General features: G+C 57.2%; 11 protein-coding genes, 2 tRNA genes and 3 rRNA genes. 4 read left to right on the top strand and 12 right to left on the bottom strand.

Going from position 1 to position 15,644, the window contains the following annotated elements; genetic code table 11:
• Positions 1-336: 336 nt before the first annotated feature.
• A complete protein-coding gene (locus ACZ0AJ_RS22975; protein ID WP_499456696.1) occupies positions 337-795 on the top strand; it encodes a MarR family winged helix-turn-helix transcriptional regulator in 459 nt (152 codons plus the stop codon).
• Between the two features lie 23 nt (positions 796-818).
• Here ACZ0AJ_RS22975 and ACZ0AJ_RS22970 read toward each other — a convergent pair whose 3' ends face one another.
• The 11 genes from ACZ0AJ_RS22970 to mltA form a co-directional block, all read right to left on the bottom strand.
• A complete protein-coding gene (locus ACZ0AJ_RS22970) occupies positions 819-2,396 on the bottom strand; it encodes a methyl-accepting chemotaxis protein (protein ID WP_499456695.1) in 1,578 nt (525 codons plus the stop codon).
• A gap of 360 nt (positions 2,397-2,756) precedes the next feature.
• Positions 2,757-2,869: ribosomal RNA gene (gene rrf / locus ACZ0AJ_RS22965) — 5S ribosomal RNA — on the bottom strand.
• Positions 2,870-3,025: 156 nt separating this feature from the next.
• Positions 3,026-5,901 (bottom strand): 23S ribosomal RNA (locus ACZ0AJ_RS22960).
• Positions 5,902-6,121: 220 nt separating this feature from the next.
• Positions 6,122-6,197: transfer RNA gene (locus ACZ0AJ_RS22955), tRNA-Ala, on the bottom strand.
• 22 nt (positions 6,198-6,219) lie between these two features.
• Positions 6,220-6,296 (bottom strand) — tRNA-Ile (locus tag ACZ0AJ_RS22950).
• An 82-nt stretch (positions 6,297-6,378) separates the two neighbouring features.
• Positions 6,379-7,911, bottom strand: a 16S ribosomal RNA gene (locus tag ACZ0AJ_RS22945).
• The 16S, 23S and 5S rRNA genes sit together here with 2 tRNA genes alongside, the layout of an rRNA operon.
• Positions 7,912-8,350: 439 nt before the next feature.
• On the bottom strand, positions 8,351-9,889 hold the full coding sequence (locus ACZ0AJ_RS22940; RefSeq protein ID WP_499456693.1) for a phospholipase D family protein: 1,539 nt from the start codon (positions 9,887-9,889) through the stop codon (positions 8,351-8,353).
• Between the two features lie 3 nt (positions 9,890-9,892).
• Entirely contained in the window at positions 9,893-10,669 is a 777-nt protein-coding gene (locus ACZ0AJ_RS22935) for an enoyl-CoA hydratase (RefSeq protein ID WP_499456692.1), read from the bottom strand.
• Between the two features lie 103 nt (positions 10,670-10,772).
• A complete protein-coding gene (locus ACZ0AJ_RS22930; protein ID WP_499456691.1) occupies positions 10,773-11,471 on the bottom strand; it encodes a DUF2145 domain-containing protein in 699 nt (232 codons plus the stop codon).
• A gap of 115 nt (positions 11,472-11,586) precedes the next feature.
• Positions 11,587-12,030, bottom strand: a complete 444-nt coding sequence (locus ACZ0AJ_RS22925; protein WP_499456689.1) for a hypothetical protein — start codon at positions 12,028-12,030, stop codon at positions 11,587-11,589.
• Positions 12,031-12,155: 125 nt separating this feature from the next.
• The gene (mltA, locus tag ACZ0AJ_RS22920) at positions 12,156-13,367 is read right to left on the bottom strand and encodes a murein transglycosylase A (protein ID WP_499456688.1); all 1,212 of its coding nucleotides are present in this window, start codon (positions 13,365-13,367) and stop codon (positions 12,156-12,158) included.
• Between the two features lie 19 nt (positions 13,368-13,386).
• Here mltA and ACZ0AJ_RS22915 point away from each other — a divergent pair, with 19 nt between their 5' ends.
• Entirely contained in the window at positions 13,387-13,512 is a 126-nt protein-coding gene (locus ACZ0AJ_RS22915; RefSeq protein ID WP_258837389.1) for a hypothetical protein, read from the top strand.
• Positions 13,513-13,514: 2 nt separating this feature from the next.
• Here the strand turns inward: ACZ0AJ_RS22915 and apaG are convergent, their stop codons facing one another.
• Positions 13,515-13,889, bottom strand: coding sequence for a Co2+/Mg2+ efflux facilitator ApaG/CorD (gene apaG / locus ACZ0AJ_RS22910; RefSeq protein WP_183553774.1), 375 nt, complete (start codon positions 13,887-13,889; stop codon positions 13,515-13,517).
• Positions 13,890-14,081: 192 nt separating this feature from the next.
• Between apaG and rpe the strand changes: the two genes are divergently transcribed.
• On the top strand, positions 14,082-14,753 hold the full coding sequence (rpe, locus tag ACZ0AJ_RS22905; protein ID WP_183553776.1) for a ribulose-phosphate 3-epimerase: 672 nt from the start codon (positions 14,082-14,084) through the stop codon (positions 14,751-14,753).
• Positions 14,753-15,460, top strand: coding sequence for a phosphoglycolate phosphatase (gph, locus tag ACZ0AJ_RS22900; protein WP_499456686.1), 708 nt, complete (start codon positions 14,753-14,755; stop codon positions 15,458-15,460). The genes rpe and gph overlap by 1 nt, the downstream gene beginning before the upstream one ends.
• Positions 15,461-15,644 lie beyond the last annotated feature (184 nt).

The following is a 15,644-nucleotide window of genomic DNA, read 5'->3' as shown; positions in this document are numbered from 1 at the left end:
AAGAGAGATTATGCTGTGTTTCCGAAATCTCGTCAACTCTTTCTTTTCGCTTCGTCTCAGATTTCTCTGTAGACCTTGCTCCCGTAACCACTTGATTACGTTAACTTTTTCGGTCAGTGCCGAAGCGGAGGCGAACTATAACAAACCGCGGGTGGATTGCACAAGACCTCTTCAAGAATATTCTTCAAAACGCGTATTCTGATTCAAAAACAGCAAGACGCGACAGATGACATGGGCTTGCTCCATAAATCCCCAGGGACTGCCAAAGCATGAGCGCGCTAGCCCCCTTGGGTAGCATTGCTTGCAATTATCTAGCGTGCGACCTATATTGGATCCATGACGACCCCTTCTCTTCCCTCTAGCACCACGCCTCGCCTCGACGAACAGCTGTGCTTCGCGCTGTATTCGACTTCGTTGGCAATGATGCGGGTGTATCGTAGCGTGCTTCCGCAACTGGGCCTGACCTACCCTCAATATCTCGTCATGATGGTGTTGTGGGAACAGGACCAATTGACGGTGTCAGATATCGGCGTCCATCTGTTTCTGGATTCCGCGACGTTGACCCCATTGCTCAAGCGCATGGAGGCCCAGGGCCTGGTGCAGCGCAACCGTGCGCGTAGTGATGAGCGGCAAGTGATCATCAGCCTGACTGACGATGGCAAGGCATTGAAACAGAAAGCCGCCAATGTGATGGCGTCAGTATTTCGTGCGACGAAGTGTTCGGCCGATGAAGCAGAGGCATTACGTGGTCAGCTGGTCGAACTGCGCAATAGTCTGAACGACAACGGCGGCTAAGCCAACGCGGTCGCTGGTCTCACTCACGCTGCGATTCGCAGCGGCTTGGTCTCGGCATTGATACGAAACACCCGAACCGTTCGCGACAAACTCCCCGCTTGCTCCTTGAGCGCTGCCGCCGACGCAGCGGACTGCTCGACCAGCACAGCATTTTGCTGGGTTGCTTCATCCATCTGATCAACAGCGATGTTGACCTCCTGGATACCGGCGTGTTGCGCTTCGCTGGCGGCAGTGATCTCTTCGATAATGCCGCTGACACGGCGCACGCTCGTCACGATGTCAGTCATCGTCGTACCGGCTTGCTCGACCAGCTTCGAACCCGCATCCACCTTTGCGACCGATTCGCCAATCAGTGCGGCAATCTCCTTGGCCGCGCTGGCTGAACGATGTGCCAGGCTTCGCACTTCGCTAGCGACCACGGCGAAACCACGGCCCTGCTCACCTGCGCGCGCTGCCTCTACCGCGGCGTTGAGTGCGAGGATATTGGTTTGAAATGCGATGCCATCAATCACGCTGATGATGTCCGAGATTTTGTGCGCAGATGCATTAATCTCTTGCATCGTGCTGACCACTGCAGTGACAACATTGCCACCCTTGCTGGCAACCTGGCTTGCTGATGCCGCAAGCGTATTGGCATGACGGGCATGTGCAGTATTTTGTTCCACCACTGCCGTCAACTTTTTCATCGACGTTGCCGTTCGACCTAGCGAGGTGGCTTGTTGAGCAGTCCGCATTGAAAGGTCGCTATTGCCGGCGGTGATTTCGCTGGAGGCATTCGCAATCATGTCGGTTCCACTGCGTACCTGCGAAACGATGCGCTGCAGACTGGATTGCATTTCGCTAATCGCGTACATGACGCTTGCCCGATCTTTGGAGCGCACAGTCACCTTGACCGTGAGATCACCTGAAGCGATCGCCGATGCAATGCGATTGACCTCCAACGGTTCGCCGCCCAACTGGCGCAGCAGGTGCGCGGTGATGGCGCCGCCAACCAGAATACTGATCATCACTGCAGCGAGCGCAACGGCGATGATCGTCGTTTGCGCGGACGTGATCGATTGTTCGGCGGTCAGCGTGCCGGCTTCAACCTGCTTTTGTACGGCCTTGATCACGCGATCGATATCGAGCACGTTTTGCCGGCGCAGCGGGCTGCACTCATTGACCAGGAATGCACCATATTCAGTCATCTGTCCGGCATCGCGGTAGCGTCTCGGACGATTGAGTTCCTCTGCCATACGCAGCAGGCCGGCGCGCATCGTCGCAAAGTCAGCATTTCCTTCAAACAGGGGTGCCAGAGCCTGCAGCTCCTTGAGGAAATTCGCTTTGTGTTCGTCCAGCAGGGCCAGTTCACTCTGTGCTTTGGTCGTGTCGGGAACGATATAGGCATTGCGTGCAGCGAGTCCAGTTTGCGCGAGAGATTCACGCAGCGCATACAGGCGCTCGAGCTTGGTCGTGCGGACCGCGTTCTGAGTCGCCAGTTCCTTACCAACATTCCCTAACTCACGCCAGGCAAAAAAGGCGAGCACGATGATGAGGATACCGACCAGGCCGAATCCAACGCCGAGTTTTGCACGGGTACTGAGTGAGGAAAATATGTTCATATGATAACGACTTAGAGCGAAAGGTGCGGTTTGCCGGTTGGTATGCAACCCATCAACTAACGGATGTTGCACGGTGAGGAATAATTATAGAGAAGATTTAATAGCGCACGATTGATTCTATACGGAAAGCAAAGTTTTCTATCCGTTAAGCTCTTTATGTTGATGTTTTTCGACACGCGAGCGAGATGCGGCTAGGTCGATAGGGCGAAGGCAATAGTGGGAAAGCTTGGCGGCCCTGATGTAATGATCTGTTCCGAACGGTGGAGCATCGTGCGGGTCATGATGAGTGGTCATGGAGACCGATCGCCCAAAGCGAAAAGCCCCACTCAGGTCACTGAGTGGGGCTTTTCTATATAACTAGCCTGACGATAACCTACTTTCACACTGGTTGCAGCACTATCATCGGCGCAAAGTCGTTTCACGGTCCTGTTCGGGATGGGAAGGGGTGGGACCGACTTGCTATGGTCATCAGGCATAACTTGTACGAGTATCGTTGTTGAACGCGTGGACGGGAAACCCGTCCACCCTACGCAAGTAGGTACTCTGAATCTGGAAGAAGTAGTTTTTATTGGGGTCGTATTTGTATCAACAACAGCTGAACTCTTGCAACCCTGGACTACCAAGGTTATAGGGACAAGCCGTACGGGCAATTAGTACTGGTTAGCTTAATGCATTACTGCACTTCCACACCCAGCCTATCAACGTCCTGGTCTCGAACGACCCTTTAAAGAGCTCAAGGCTCTGGGAAATCTCATCTCAAGGCAAGTTTCCCGCTTAGATGCTTTCAGCGGTTATCTCTTCCGAACTTAGCTACCCGGCAATGCCACTGGCGTGACAACCGGTACACCAGAGGTTCGTCCACTCCGGTCCTCTCGTACTAGGAGCAGCCCCCTTCAAATTTCCAACGCCCACGGCAGATAGGGACCAAACTGTCTCACGACGTTTTAAACCCAGCTCACGTACCACTTTAAATGGCGAACAGCCATACCCTTGGGACCGGCTACAGCCCCAGGATGTGATGAGCCGACATCGAGGTGCCAAACTCCCCCGTCGATATGAACTCTTGGGAGGAATCAGCCTGTTATCCCCAGAGTACCTTTTATCCGTTGAGCGATGGCCCTTCCATACAGAACCACCGGATCACTATGTCCTACTTTCGTACCTGCTCGACTTGTCGGTCTCGCAGTTAAGCACGCTTATGCCATTGCACTATCATCACGATGTCCGACCGTAATTAGCGTACCTTCGAACTCCTCCGTTACACTTTAGGAGGAGACCGCCCCAGTCAAACTGCCTACCATGCACTGTCCCCGATCCGGATAACGGACCAAGGTTAGAACCTCAAATGAACCAGGGTGGTATTTCAAGGTTGGCTCCACAAACACTAGCGTGTCTGCTTCAAAGCCTCCCACCTATCCTACACAGATTGATTCAAAGTCCAATGCAAAGCTACAGTAAAGGTTCATGGGGTCTTTCCGTCTAGCCGCGGGTAGATTGCATCATCACAAACATTTCAACTTCGCTGAGTCTCGGGAGGAGACAGTGTGGCCATCGTTACGCCATTCGTGCAGGTCGGAACTTACCCGACAAGGAATTTCGCTACCTTAGGACCGTTATAGTTACGGCCGCCGTTTACTGGGACTTCAATCAAGAGCTTGCACCCCATCATTTAATCTTCCAGCACCGGGCAGGCGTCACACCCTATACGTCCACTTTCGTGTTTGCAGAGTGCTGTGTTTTTATTAAACAGTCGCAGCCACCATTTTATTGCAACCCGTTCATCCTTCCACAGTAAAGTGGTCAAATTACTAGGGCGTACCTTATCCCGAAGTTACGGTACCAATTTGCCGAGTTCCTTCTCCCGAGTTCTCTCAAGCGCCTTAGAATACTCATCTCGCCCACCTGTGTCGGTTTGCGGTACGGTCTCGTATGACTGAAGCTTAGAGGCTTTTCTTGGAACCACTTCCGATTGCTTCAGAACCTAAGTTCCTCGTCTCGACCCCTTGAATTACGTGCCCGGATTTGCCTAAGCACCTTCTATGAGTCAAAAACTGGCTATTCCAACAGCCAGACAACCTTCCGCGATCCGTCCCCCCATCGCATCATACGACGGTGCAGGAATATTAACCTGCTTCCCATCAGCTACGCATCTCTGCCTCGCCTTAGGGGCCGACTCACCCTGCTCCGATGAACGTTGAACAGGAAACCTTGGGCTTACGGCGTGGAGGCTTTTCACCCCCATTATCGCTACTCATGTCAGCATTCGCACTTCTGATACCTCCAGCATCCTTTACAAGACACCTTCGCAGGCTTACAGAACGCTCTCCTACCATATGTCCTAAAACATATCCGCAGCTTCGGTGACTGGCTTAGCCCCGTTACATCTTCCGCGCAGGACGACTCGATCAGTGAGCTATTACGCTTTCTTTAAATGATGGCTGCTTCTAAGCCAACATCCTGACTGTTTTAGCCTTCCCACTTCGTTTTCCACTTAGCCAATCTTTGGGACCTTAGCTGGCGGTCTGGGTTGTTTCCCTCTTGACACCGGACGTTAGCACCCGATGTCTGTCTCCCAAGCTCGCACTCATCGGTATTCGGAGTTTGCAATGGTTTGGTAAGTCGCAATGACCCCCTAGCCATAACAGTGCTCTACCCCCGATGGTGATACTTGAGGCACTACCTAAATAGTTTTCGGAGAGAACCAGCTATTTCCAAGTTTGTTTAGCCTTTCACCCCTACCCACAGCTCATCCCCTAATTTTTCAACATTAGTGGGTTCGGACCTCCAGGGCGTGTTACCGCACCTTCATCCTGGCCATGGGTAGATCACTTGGTTTCGGGTCTACACCCAGCGACTGTCGCCCTATTCGGACTCGATTTCTCTACGGCTCCCCTATACGGTTAACCTCGCCACTGAATGTAAGTCGCTGACCCATTATACAAAAGGTACGCAGTCACGGAACAAGTCCGCTCCTACTGTTTGTATGCACACGGTTTCAGGATCTATTTCACTCCCCTCCCGGGGTTCTTTTCGCCTTTCCCTCACGGTACTGGTTCACTATCGGTCGATTACGAGTATTTAGCCTTGGAGGATGGTCCCCCCATGTTCAGACAGGATTTCTCGTGTCCCGCCCTACTTGTCGTATGCTTAGTACCACCGTTCGAATTTCGTGTAAGGGGCTATCACCCTCTATGGCGCTTATTTCCAGAAGCTTCCACTATCCGATCGACTATTACATACAGGCTCATCCCATTTCGCTCGCCACTACTTTGGGAATCTCGGTTGATTTCTTTTCCTGCAGCTACTTAGATGTTTCAGTTCGCCGCGTTCGCTTTGCATACCTATGTATTCAGTATGCAATGACCTATAAAGGCCGGGTTTCCCCATTCGGAAATCTGCGGATCAAAGCTCGTTTGCTAGCTCCCCGCAGCTTATCGCAAGCTACTACGTCCTTCATCGCCTGTAATCGCCAAGGCATCCACCATGTGCACTTATTCGCTTGTCCCTATAACGTTGGCCTCTGCTGACAACAGAGATCGTCACAGGTACAAGAGTACAGCTGTGTTGCAATGATACAAATACTACTACCCAAGCATGCATCACATCTCGTTTCCGATTTGCGCTACATACTTAAAAACTTTACTTCTTCCAGATTGTTAAAGAACGAAAAAACAGTGATCTCGAAAAGATCAAACCTAAAACCGGAGTCTTACGTTTGAACTTTTTGGTGGAGGATGACGGGATCGAACCGACGACCCCCTGCTTGCAAAGCAGGTGCTCTCCCAGCTGAGCTAATCCCCCATTAGGTGATGCTAGTGCTGATTGGTAGGGCTGGTTGGACTCGAACCAACGACCCCCGCGTTATCAACACGGTGCTCTAACCAGCTGAGCTACAGCCCCGATAAAACTGTTCTTTACTTGTTCAACAGTCGATAAGCGTGGACGCTTGATGATGTGGCTTTCGCCACCGGTGCTACTCTAGAAAGGAGGTGATCCAGCCGCACCTTCCGATACGGCTACCTTGTTACGACTTCACCCCAGTCACGAATCCTACCGTGGTAAGCGCCCTCCTTACGGTTAAGCTACCTACTTCTGGTAAAACCCGCTCCCATGGTGTGACGGGCGGTGTGTACAAGACCCGGGAACGTATTCACCGCGACATGCTGATCCGCGATTACTAGCGATTCCAACTTCACGCAGTCGAGTTGCAGACTGCGATCCGGACTACGATACACTTTCTGGGATTAGCTCCCCCTCGCGGGTTGGCGGCCCTCTGTATGTACCATTGTATGACGTGTGAAGCCCTACCCATAAGGGCCATGAGGACTTGACGTCATCCCCACCTTCCTCCGGTTTGTCACCGGCAGTCTCATTAGAGTGCTCAACTAAATGTAGCAACTAATGACAAGGGTTGCGCTCGTTGCGGGACTTAACCCAACATCTCACGACACGAGCTGACGACAGCCATGCAGCACCTGTGTTACGGTTCTCTTTCGAGCACAACCAAATCTCTTCGGCCTTCCGTACATGTCAAGGGTAGGTAAGGTTTTTCGCGTTGCATCGAATTAATCCACATCATCCACCGCTTGTGCGGGTCCCCGTCAATTCCTTTGAGTTTTAATCTTGCGACCGTACTCCCCAGGCGGTCTACTTCACGCGTTAGCTGCGTTACCAAGTTAATTAAAACCCGACAACTAGTAGACATCGTTTAGGGCGTGGACTACCAGGGTATCTAATCCTGTTTGCTCCCCACGCTTTCGTGCATGAGCGTCAATCTTGACCCAGGGGGCTGCCTTCGCCATCGGTGTTCCTCCACATCTCTACGCATTTCACTGCTACACGTGGAATTCTACCCCCCTCTGCCAGATTCTAGCCTTGCAGTCTCCAACGCAATTCCCAGGTTGAGCCCGGGGATTTCACGTCAGACTTACAAAACCGCCTGCGCACGCTTTACGCCCAGTAATTCCGATTAACGCTTGCACCCTACGTATTACCGCGGCTGCTGGCACGTAGTTAGCCGGTGCTTATTCTTCAGGTACCGTCATTAGCGAGGGATATTAGCCCTCACCGTTTCTTCCCTGACAAAAGAGCTTTACAACCCGAAGGCCTTCTTCACTCACGCGGCATTGCTGGATCAGGCTTTCGCCCATTGTCCAAAATTCCCCACTGCTGCCTCCCGTAGGAGTCTGGACCGTGTCTCAGTTCCAGTGTGGCTGGTCGTCCTCTCAGACCAGCTACTGATCGTGGCCTTGGTGAGCCTTTACCTCACCAACTAGCTAATCAGATATCGGCCGCTCCAGGAGCACAAGGTCCGAAGATCCCCTGCTTTCATCCTTAGATCGTATGCGGTATTAGCGTAACTTTCGCTACGTTATCCCCCACTCTTGGGTACGTTCCGATATATTACTCACCCGTTCGCCACTCGCCGCCAGGTTGCCCCGCGCTGCCGTTCGACTTGCATGTGTAAAGCATGCCGCCAGCGTTCAATCTGAGCCAGGATCAAACTCTTCAGTTCAATCTCTGTTTGTTGGCATTTCTGCCACCCTACCTTGCGGCAGGGGTCGCTCACTCAAAATACTGACCGTTACTTCATTGCTGAAGCAACGTATTTCTTTTTTGTGAACATTTGATAATTTAAGTAATCAAAGACCGAAGTCTTTGGCACCTTCATCAAACGCCCACACTTATCGACTGTTAATTTTTAAAGAACTTTATCTGGTACTGCCTTGCCGCATGGTGCGAATCGTTTTGTTCGCTGCAGCAGAGAAGAGAGATTATGCTGCAATCCTACAATCTCGTCAACCCCTTCTTTTCGCTTCGTCTCAGATTTCTCTAGAGACCTGTTCTCGTAACCACTTGATTACGTTAACGTTTTCGGTCAGTGCCGAAGCGGAGGCGAACTATACCAAACCTGCCGCGCAGTCCGCAAGGGACTACAAGGAAAAGATTTTGTCCTACAAGAGCCAGTCGATCGGCAACCAGCCCAGACCATGTACGACAGCCCGCTTCCACCACGTCGTTCCAGGCTCGACGTCGTGCCGGACGATCTTGCCGTCGCGGCCCTCCAGCCAGTAGACATTCCCCTTCTCATCCAGCAGCACTTCATACGCGCGCATTGGCAAGGTCTCGTCCAGCGTCGTACTCAGGCGGTGGGCCAGCTCGACGCTGTCGATCACCATCCCCATTTCGGTATTCAGGTGAATCGACCGCTGGTCGAAGTTGAACGAGCCGATGAAGATGCGGTTGCCGTCCACCCCAAACGTCTTGGCATGCAGGCTCGCATCCGAGCTGCCAAAGCCGGGACCGCTGCGCTTCTTCTTGCGCGATGGTTCGTCGGTCGACGCACGGCGCAGTTCATACAGCGCCACGCCGGCCTCCAGCAGCGGCTTGCGCCACTTGGCATAGCCCGCATGGACAGCAGAAACGTCAGTCGCCTCGAGCGAATTCGTGAGTACCCGGATTTTTGCGCCCTTCTTGGCCATCTCAACCATTGCGGCCGCCCCATCCTTGCCCGGCACGAAGTACGGCGAAACCAGATCCAGATTGCGTTCCGGCTGGCCAAACAAGACCGCGAGTCTGGCTGCAATATTCTCATCCGGCGACGACTGGTTCAGCACCTTGGCCGGATCGTCGCTCAGGAAGCGCGCATGCGCCCATTCCAGCGGCAGCGTCCCGCTCATGACTTTGTTCAGGAATGCCGATTGTCCGATCGCATCCAGATATTCTTTGGTTTCGGCATCGACCGTGGCTGGTGGCGGCGCCTTCGCATCCTTCACCATCAGTGCCAGCGGATACGCCGACGGACAATTCCAATACAGGTCGAAATCCGCCGAAACTTCTTTCACCACCGGACCGGTAGCGATCACGTCGAGGTCGGCAAACGAAATATCGCCCGCTGCGCCGAAATACTCGTCGCCCACATTCCGGCCGCCGATGATCGTGGCCTTGTTATCGGCGGTGAACGATTTATTGTGCATGCGCCGGTTCATGCGCCAGAAATCGGCGACCATGCCGAGCGGACGCATCGAGCGAATACCATTCGGATTGAACAGCCGCACTTCGATCTGTGGATGGGCGTCGAGCTGGGCCAAGATCGCGTCAAGGCCACCCGTGTTGTTGTCGTCCAGCAGCAGGCGCACCCGCACGCCACGGTCCGCCGCCTTGCGCAAGGCGTTGAACATCAGCATGCCGGTCGTGTCGTTGCGCCAGATATAGTATTGAACGTCCAGGCTGCGATCGGCCGCCTGCGCCAGCACGGCCCGCGCAGCGAACGCGTCGCGCCCATCGGGCAGGCTGTGAATGCCGACCAGGCCGGGATGCGCCGTGGTCAGTGGCAACAGCGCCTGGCCAAGCCGGGTATTGTCCGTATCGGTCAAGGCGGTACTGGCAACGCGCCCCTCAAGCGGTGGCAGCGTTGAGCAACTTGATAGCGTCAAAGCGCCTGCAAGCAGCGCCGTTGGCAAGAGCAGCCATAATTTGGCGCGCTTCTTCATGGTTCAATGTCCTTCGAAGTCAGGTTTGCGTTTTTCAAGGAATGCCGACATGCCTTCTTTTTGCGCAGGGGTGCCGAAACCGGCATGGAAGTAGCGGCGTTCATAGGCCACGCCCTGGCTCAGCGTCATTTCATAGGCTTGGTTGACGCAATCCTTGATCTGCATGGCAACCGATACGGGCATCTCGGCAATGCCCTGGGCGATCTTGATCGCCTCGTCCATCACCTCGGCCGCCGGGTACACGCGCGAGACCAGCCCGGTCCGCTCTGCCTCGGCGGCGTCGATCATGCGCGTGGTGAGCAGCATGTCCATCGCCTTTGACTTGGAAATTGCGCGCGGCAAACGCTGGGTGCCACCGGCGCCTGGCGTGACGCCGACCTTGATCTCGGGCTGCCCGAACTTTGCGCTGTCGGCGGCGATCAAAAAGTCGCACATCATCGCCAGCTCACAACCGCCACCCAGGCAATAGCCCGAGACCACGCCAATGACCGGCTTGCGGATGTCGAGGATGTGTTCCCAGTTACGGCCAATATAGTTATTGCCGTAGGTTTCCTGGTAATCGTACTGCGCCATGGCGGCGATGTCGGCGCCGGCGGCGAAGGCCTTCTCGCTACCCGTCAACACGATGACGTTGATGGCCGGATCGTGGTCGAACGCGCGCAGCGCATGGCCCAGCTCGTTCATCATATTGTCGTTAAGCGCATTCATCGCCTTCGGACGGTTCAGCCGTACCACGGCGACCTTGCCGTGGTTCTCGATCAACAGGTCAGCATATTCCATGGGGCACCCTCATCTGGTTGGATAGTATCGTCGCGATTGTAGCGCTTTCCGTGTACGTCAAGTAGAGAGCCCTGATCGGCCGACATGCATGCGACGCCGCCCATCACAGCCCTGCCGGCGGCAGCAAAACCGGCAATTCCGGGCAGCCCATGGCCTGGCAACCATTGGGCAAGGTCCGTAGCCAGGTCACGATCGACTCCACCGACACGGTCTGGATCCTGCCCTTCCAGCGCAAGCTGGACGGATGGTCGTCAAACGCAATATTCGCCTTCGAGATCCGCGCGCCCAGCCGCGTCATCGTGCCCAGCGCCAGCTCGGTTGGCTGGTAGCCGTTCGACACCAGCCACGTCTGCGCCGTGGCGCGTGTCGTCGCCGCGCCCTCGGGCGCGATGGCGTACGCCAGCATTTCCAGCACCCAGCCATTTGAATTCTGATAGCGCGTGCTGAACGGATAGGCAGCCAGGCTGTACTGGGGCTCGTGGTAATCGCGCGCCTTCGTGCCAAGCAGCGCGTTCTTGAGCCGGGCTTGCACGCCAGGCGCCAGGCGCCAGATGCCGGCCTGGTAACGCACCGGCGCGTCAGAGAAGAAATTGATCAGCCCTTCGTCGTACAGTGCCGACGTCGCCGTGCCGCATGCATTGAGCTTGTGCACCACCGACCAGGCGCCGGCGGGATGTGTGCGTACGGCAAATGCCGCGTGCGAATAGGTCAGCCGGTAGGCCGACAGATCCTGCCCCACGCGCGCGATCAGTACGACATCGTCGCCGATGCCTTCCAGCGCCGTGCGCGTGAGATCGGCCATCTGCATGCTTCGAACCAATAGCTCTGGAGAAGCGACCTGCTCCTCGCAGGGGGTGCCGGCAAAGGCCGTGGGCACCGCCAACGCCAGTGCGACCGCAGCAACGGCGCGGAGCATCCTAGCTGCGCGGGCGCGAGTGGGCCATGCCGGTGCCTGGTTCGGCCAGCAGGGCAATTGTCGCCTTGCCTTTCTTGACGGCATAACCAGCCTTGCCGACCGCTTCGATATCAATGCGATCGCCGGCCTTGATTGCCTCGTTCTGCGCGATCCGGGTCTGGATTGCCATATCGATTTTCAACTGCTGGTCGTCGCTGTGCAGTTCAAGCGCAGTCTTGTTGCCCTCGGGCCGGACCGCCGCGACACTCCAGCGCCTGGAGACATCAATTGCAGCCTGCGAGCCTTCTGATACTGTTTTCGCGCTCAGATAAACCACACTGAACGGCACCAGCAGCACGATGCTGCCCACTGACAATACGGTATCGGAAGGACCAGGCGCGGCGGCCTGGCTGGGTGCGGCGATGGCAGCGGCAAGGGTAATGGCAAGAAGGGAATGCAGACGCATGAATAGAACCTGTCAAAAATGAAAGCACCACCACGTCGCCGCGCATTAATACAGCATAAAATTGCAACGTGGAAATTGAATCAAAAGTCAGGGTAGCCCGATTCCCTCATTAATGCAACGAAGGTTCACTTCGGCAACAACACCCACATTGTCCCGCTCTGCTTCATGAGTCCGGCATTTTCCGTCGCTTCCGGCCCGAAGCCGAAGAAGAAATCGGCCCGCACCGCCCCGCGAATCGCACCGCCCACATCCTGCCCCATCACCAGCCGCTGCAATGGTGCGCCATCCTTCGGCAGCGTCGTGGACAGCCATACGGGCGCGCCCAGCGGCAGGATGGTGCGGTCGATCGCAATCGAGCGGCCCGGCGTCAGCGGCACATTGAGCGCGCCGCGCGGCCCGACGCCCGGGTCGGCCACCTTGGTCTCCGTGAAGAAGATATAGCTCGGGTTCACATTCAACAGTTCCTGGCGCCGCGACGGATTCGCCGCAATCCAGGCCCGGATCGACTGGGCCGATACCTGGTCCGGCGTCATGAGCCCCTGCTCCACGAACCAGCGCCCAATGGCTTTGTAGGGATGACCGTTCTGGTCGGCATAGCCCACGCGCACCGTTTCGCCGGTATCGAGCTTGACCCGGCCCGACCCCTGCACCTCGAGGAAGAACGCATCCACCGGATTACTCACCCACAGCAACTCCTTGCCACTCAATGGCGCGCGGTCGATGTCGGCGCGGCTCTGGTACGGGATCACGGTCTTGCCGGATAGCCGCCCACGCAGGCGCCGGTTCTGCAGATCCGGATAGATACTGCCCAGGTCGACCGTGACCAGGTCGTCCGGCACCCGGTACAGCGGCGTCTGGAACGCCCCGCCCCGCTTGCGCGAACCGTACAGCATCGCTTCGTAATAGCCGGTGATGAGCCCGGTCTCGGCGCCATCGGGGTTGCGCACCTGGTTCGGCACGAAATAGGTCTCGAAGAAGCGGCGCACGGCTGCGACGTCCTTCGCATCCACCGCGCCGGCCGCCGCGCACGGCGCCTTCCACGGCGCCTGGCGCGATGCCAGTACGCTGCACGATTGCAGGAAGGCCGGCCAGGCCTGCCGCACGTCGTCCTGCTGCCAGCCCGGCAACGCGGCAAAGGTGGTGGGCGTGAGCGGTGCTGTCGGCGCGGTCGGCGCTGGCGGCTGAACCGGCGGCGGCACTACCACCGGCCCGACCGGCGGCGGCATCGTGACCGGCGGCGGCGCGGAGGGCGCCGTGGGCTTCGGTTCGGTCGAACAGGCACTCAGCAAACTGACGAGCGCGATCAGGACGGGTACACTGCGGCGTATTGTATACATGGGAACCATGGGGACCGATATGTGGATCTTGATGGTGGAAGCCGGCGTTGCGCTGTTCCTGTTCGTGTTCATCGTCTGGTGGACCATGTTCGCCGGCCGCAAGGATAGCGACCGGGACGACGGCGACGACACCCCCGCCCCGTAGGATCAGTGCAGGGAGCGCGGCGGCGACAGCACGAATTCGGGGATGGTCGCCTCGAAGCGATGGCCATCCTCGGCCACGCAGAAGTATTCGCCGCGCATCGAGCCCTGCGCGGTGCCCAGGTGCGTGCCGCTCGTGTACTCGAACTGCTCGCCCGGCGCCAGCAACGGCTGGTGGCCAACCACGCCCAGGCCTTTGACTTCCTGCATCTGGTTATTGGCGTCGAGAATGACCCAGTGACGGGAAATGAGCTGGGCAGGGATGCTGCCGGTGTTCTTGATCGTGATCGTGTAGCTGAACACGAACTGGCTCCGGTCCGGGTCGGACTGCTCCGCCAGGTATTGCGTTCTGACGGTAACAGCGAAATCGTAGGCGGGCATCGAGGTTCCTTGCGTGATCGTGGACTCGGCCGCTGCGCCATTCGCAGGGGCCGGCGCGCCATGTGGCGCAAATAACAATCATACCGCCTGTGGCCGCCAAGCGCCGACGCGCCATGGCATCGCCAGTGCTGGAGGCGCCAGCGCGACCGGCGTAGAATAGCGGATTCCCACCAAAACACGCATCGTCGCCCCATGACCACCTACCGCATCGCTCCCAGCATCCTGTCCGCCGATTTCGCCCGCCTCGGCGAAGAAGTGCGCAATGTCGTTGCCGCCGGCGCCGACATCATCCACTTCGACGTGATGGACAACCATTACGTCCCGAACCTGACCATCGGCCCGCTCGTCTGCCAGGCGATCCGCCCGCACGTGGACGTGCCGATCGACGTGCACCTGATGGTCAAACCGGTTGACCGCATCATTCCCGATTTCGCCAAGGCCGGCGCCAACATCATCACCTTCCACCCGGAAGCGTCGGAGCACATCGACCGCACGCTGCAGCTGATCCGCGATCACGGTTGCAAGGCCGGCCTGGTCTTCAATCCGGGCACGCCGATGCACTACCTCGAGCACGTGATGGACAAGATCGACATGATCCTCATCATGTCGGTCAATCCGGGCTTCGGCGGCCAGTCATTCATCCCCGAAGCACTCAAGAAAATCGCCATCGCGCGCCGCCTGATCGACGAATCGGGCCGCGACATCCTGCTCGAAGTCGACGGCGGCATCAAGGCCGAGAACATCGCTGCGGCCGCCGCTGCCGGCGCCGACACGTTCGTGGCCGGCTCGGCCATCTTCGGCAAGCCAGACTACAAAGCCGTGATCGACGCCATGCGCGCCGAACTGGCCACGGTCGCGCGCTGATGCGGGCCGGCGCTGCAGGTATCAGGGCCGTCATCATCGACCTCGATGGCACCATGCTCGACACAGTGCCCGACTTCGAGGCGGCGCTGAACGGCATGCGCCATGACCTCGGCCTGGCGCCCATCAGCCAGGCCATCATCAAGCCGCTGGTCGGCAAGGGCTCCGAAAAACTGGTGCGCGACGCGCTGCTGCTCGACTGGGATGCCGCGCGGGTCGATGCGGCGTACGCCGACGCGATGGCCGGCTACCAGCGGCATTACCTGGCCATCAATGGCGACCGCAGCACGCTGTATGACGGCGTGCTCGATGGCCTGGCGGCAATGCAGGCGCTGGGCCTGCGCCTGGTCTGCGTGACCAACAAGCCGCTTGCGTTCGCACTGCCGCTGCTGGCCCAGAAAGGTCTCGCGCCGTATTTCGAGCACGTGTTTGGCGGCGACTCGTTCGCCAAAAAGAAGCCGGACGCCATGCCGATGCTGGGCGCCTGCGCCGCGCTGGACATCCCGCCAGCGCAGGTGGTGGCGATTGGCGACTCGTCGAACGATGCCGAAAGCGCCCGCGCTGCCGGCTGTTTCGTGCTCACGGTCCCGTACGGCTACAACCACGGCCGTCCTGTACAAGAAATTCAATCCGATGGTATAGTGGATTCGCTGCTGGATGCAGCACGCCGCATCGGCGCGCACAATGCAACGGCCAGCTTAACCAACTAACTTCTCTCACCATGTTTTTCACCAAAAAACTCACTGTCAACCAAACCGGCGCCCCTGAGGCCTGGGTCTGGCGACGCTGGCAATCCTGGGCTGACTAAGCCGTACCGATTGCTGCCGGGTGTGCGTGCGACTGCGCGCCACCGGCGGGTTTTTTGAAGCACACCACCGCCCTCTTCCCCTGTGG

The organism is Telluria sp. AC161 (assembly GCF_979258535.1).
The sequence above is the reverse complement of the archived record's forward strand: the minus strand, read 5'-3'. Positions and strand labels throughout refer to the sequence as shown.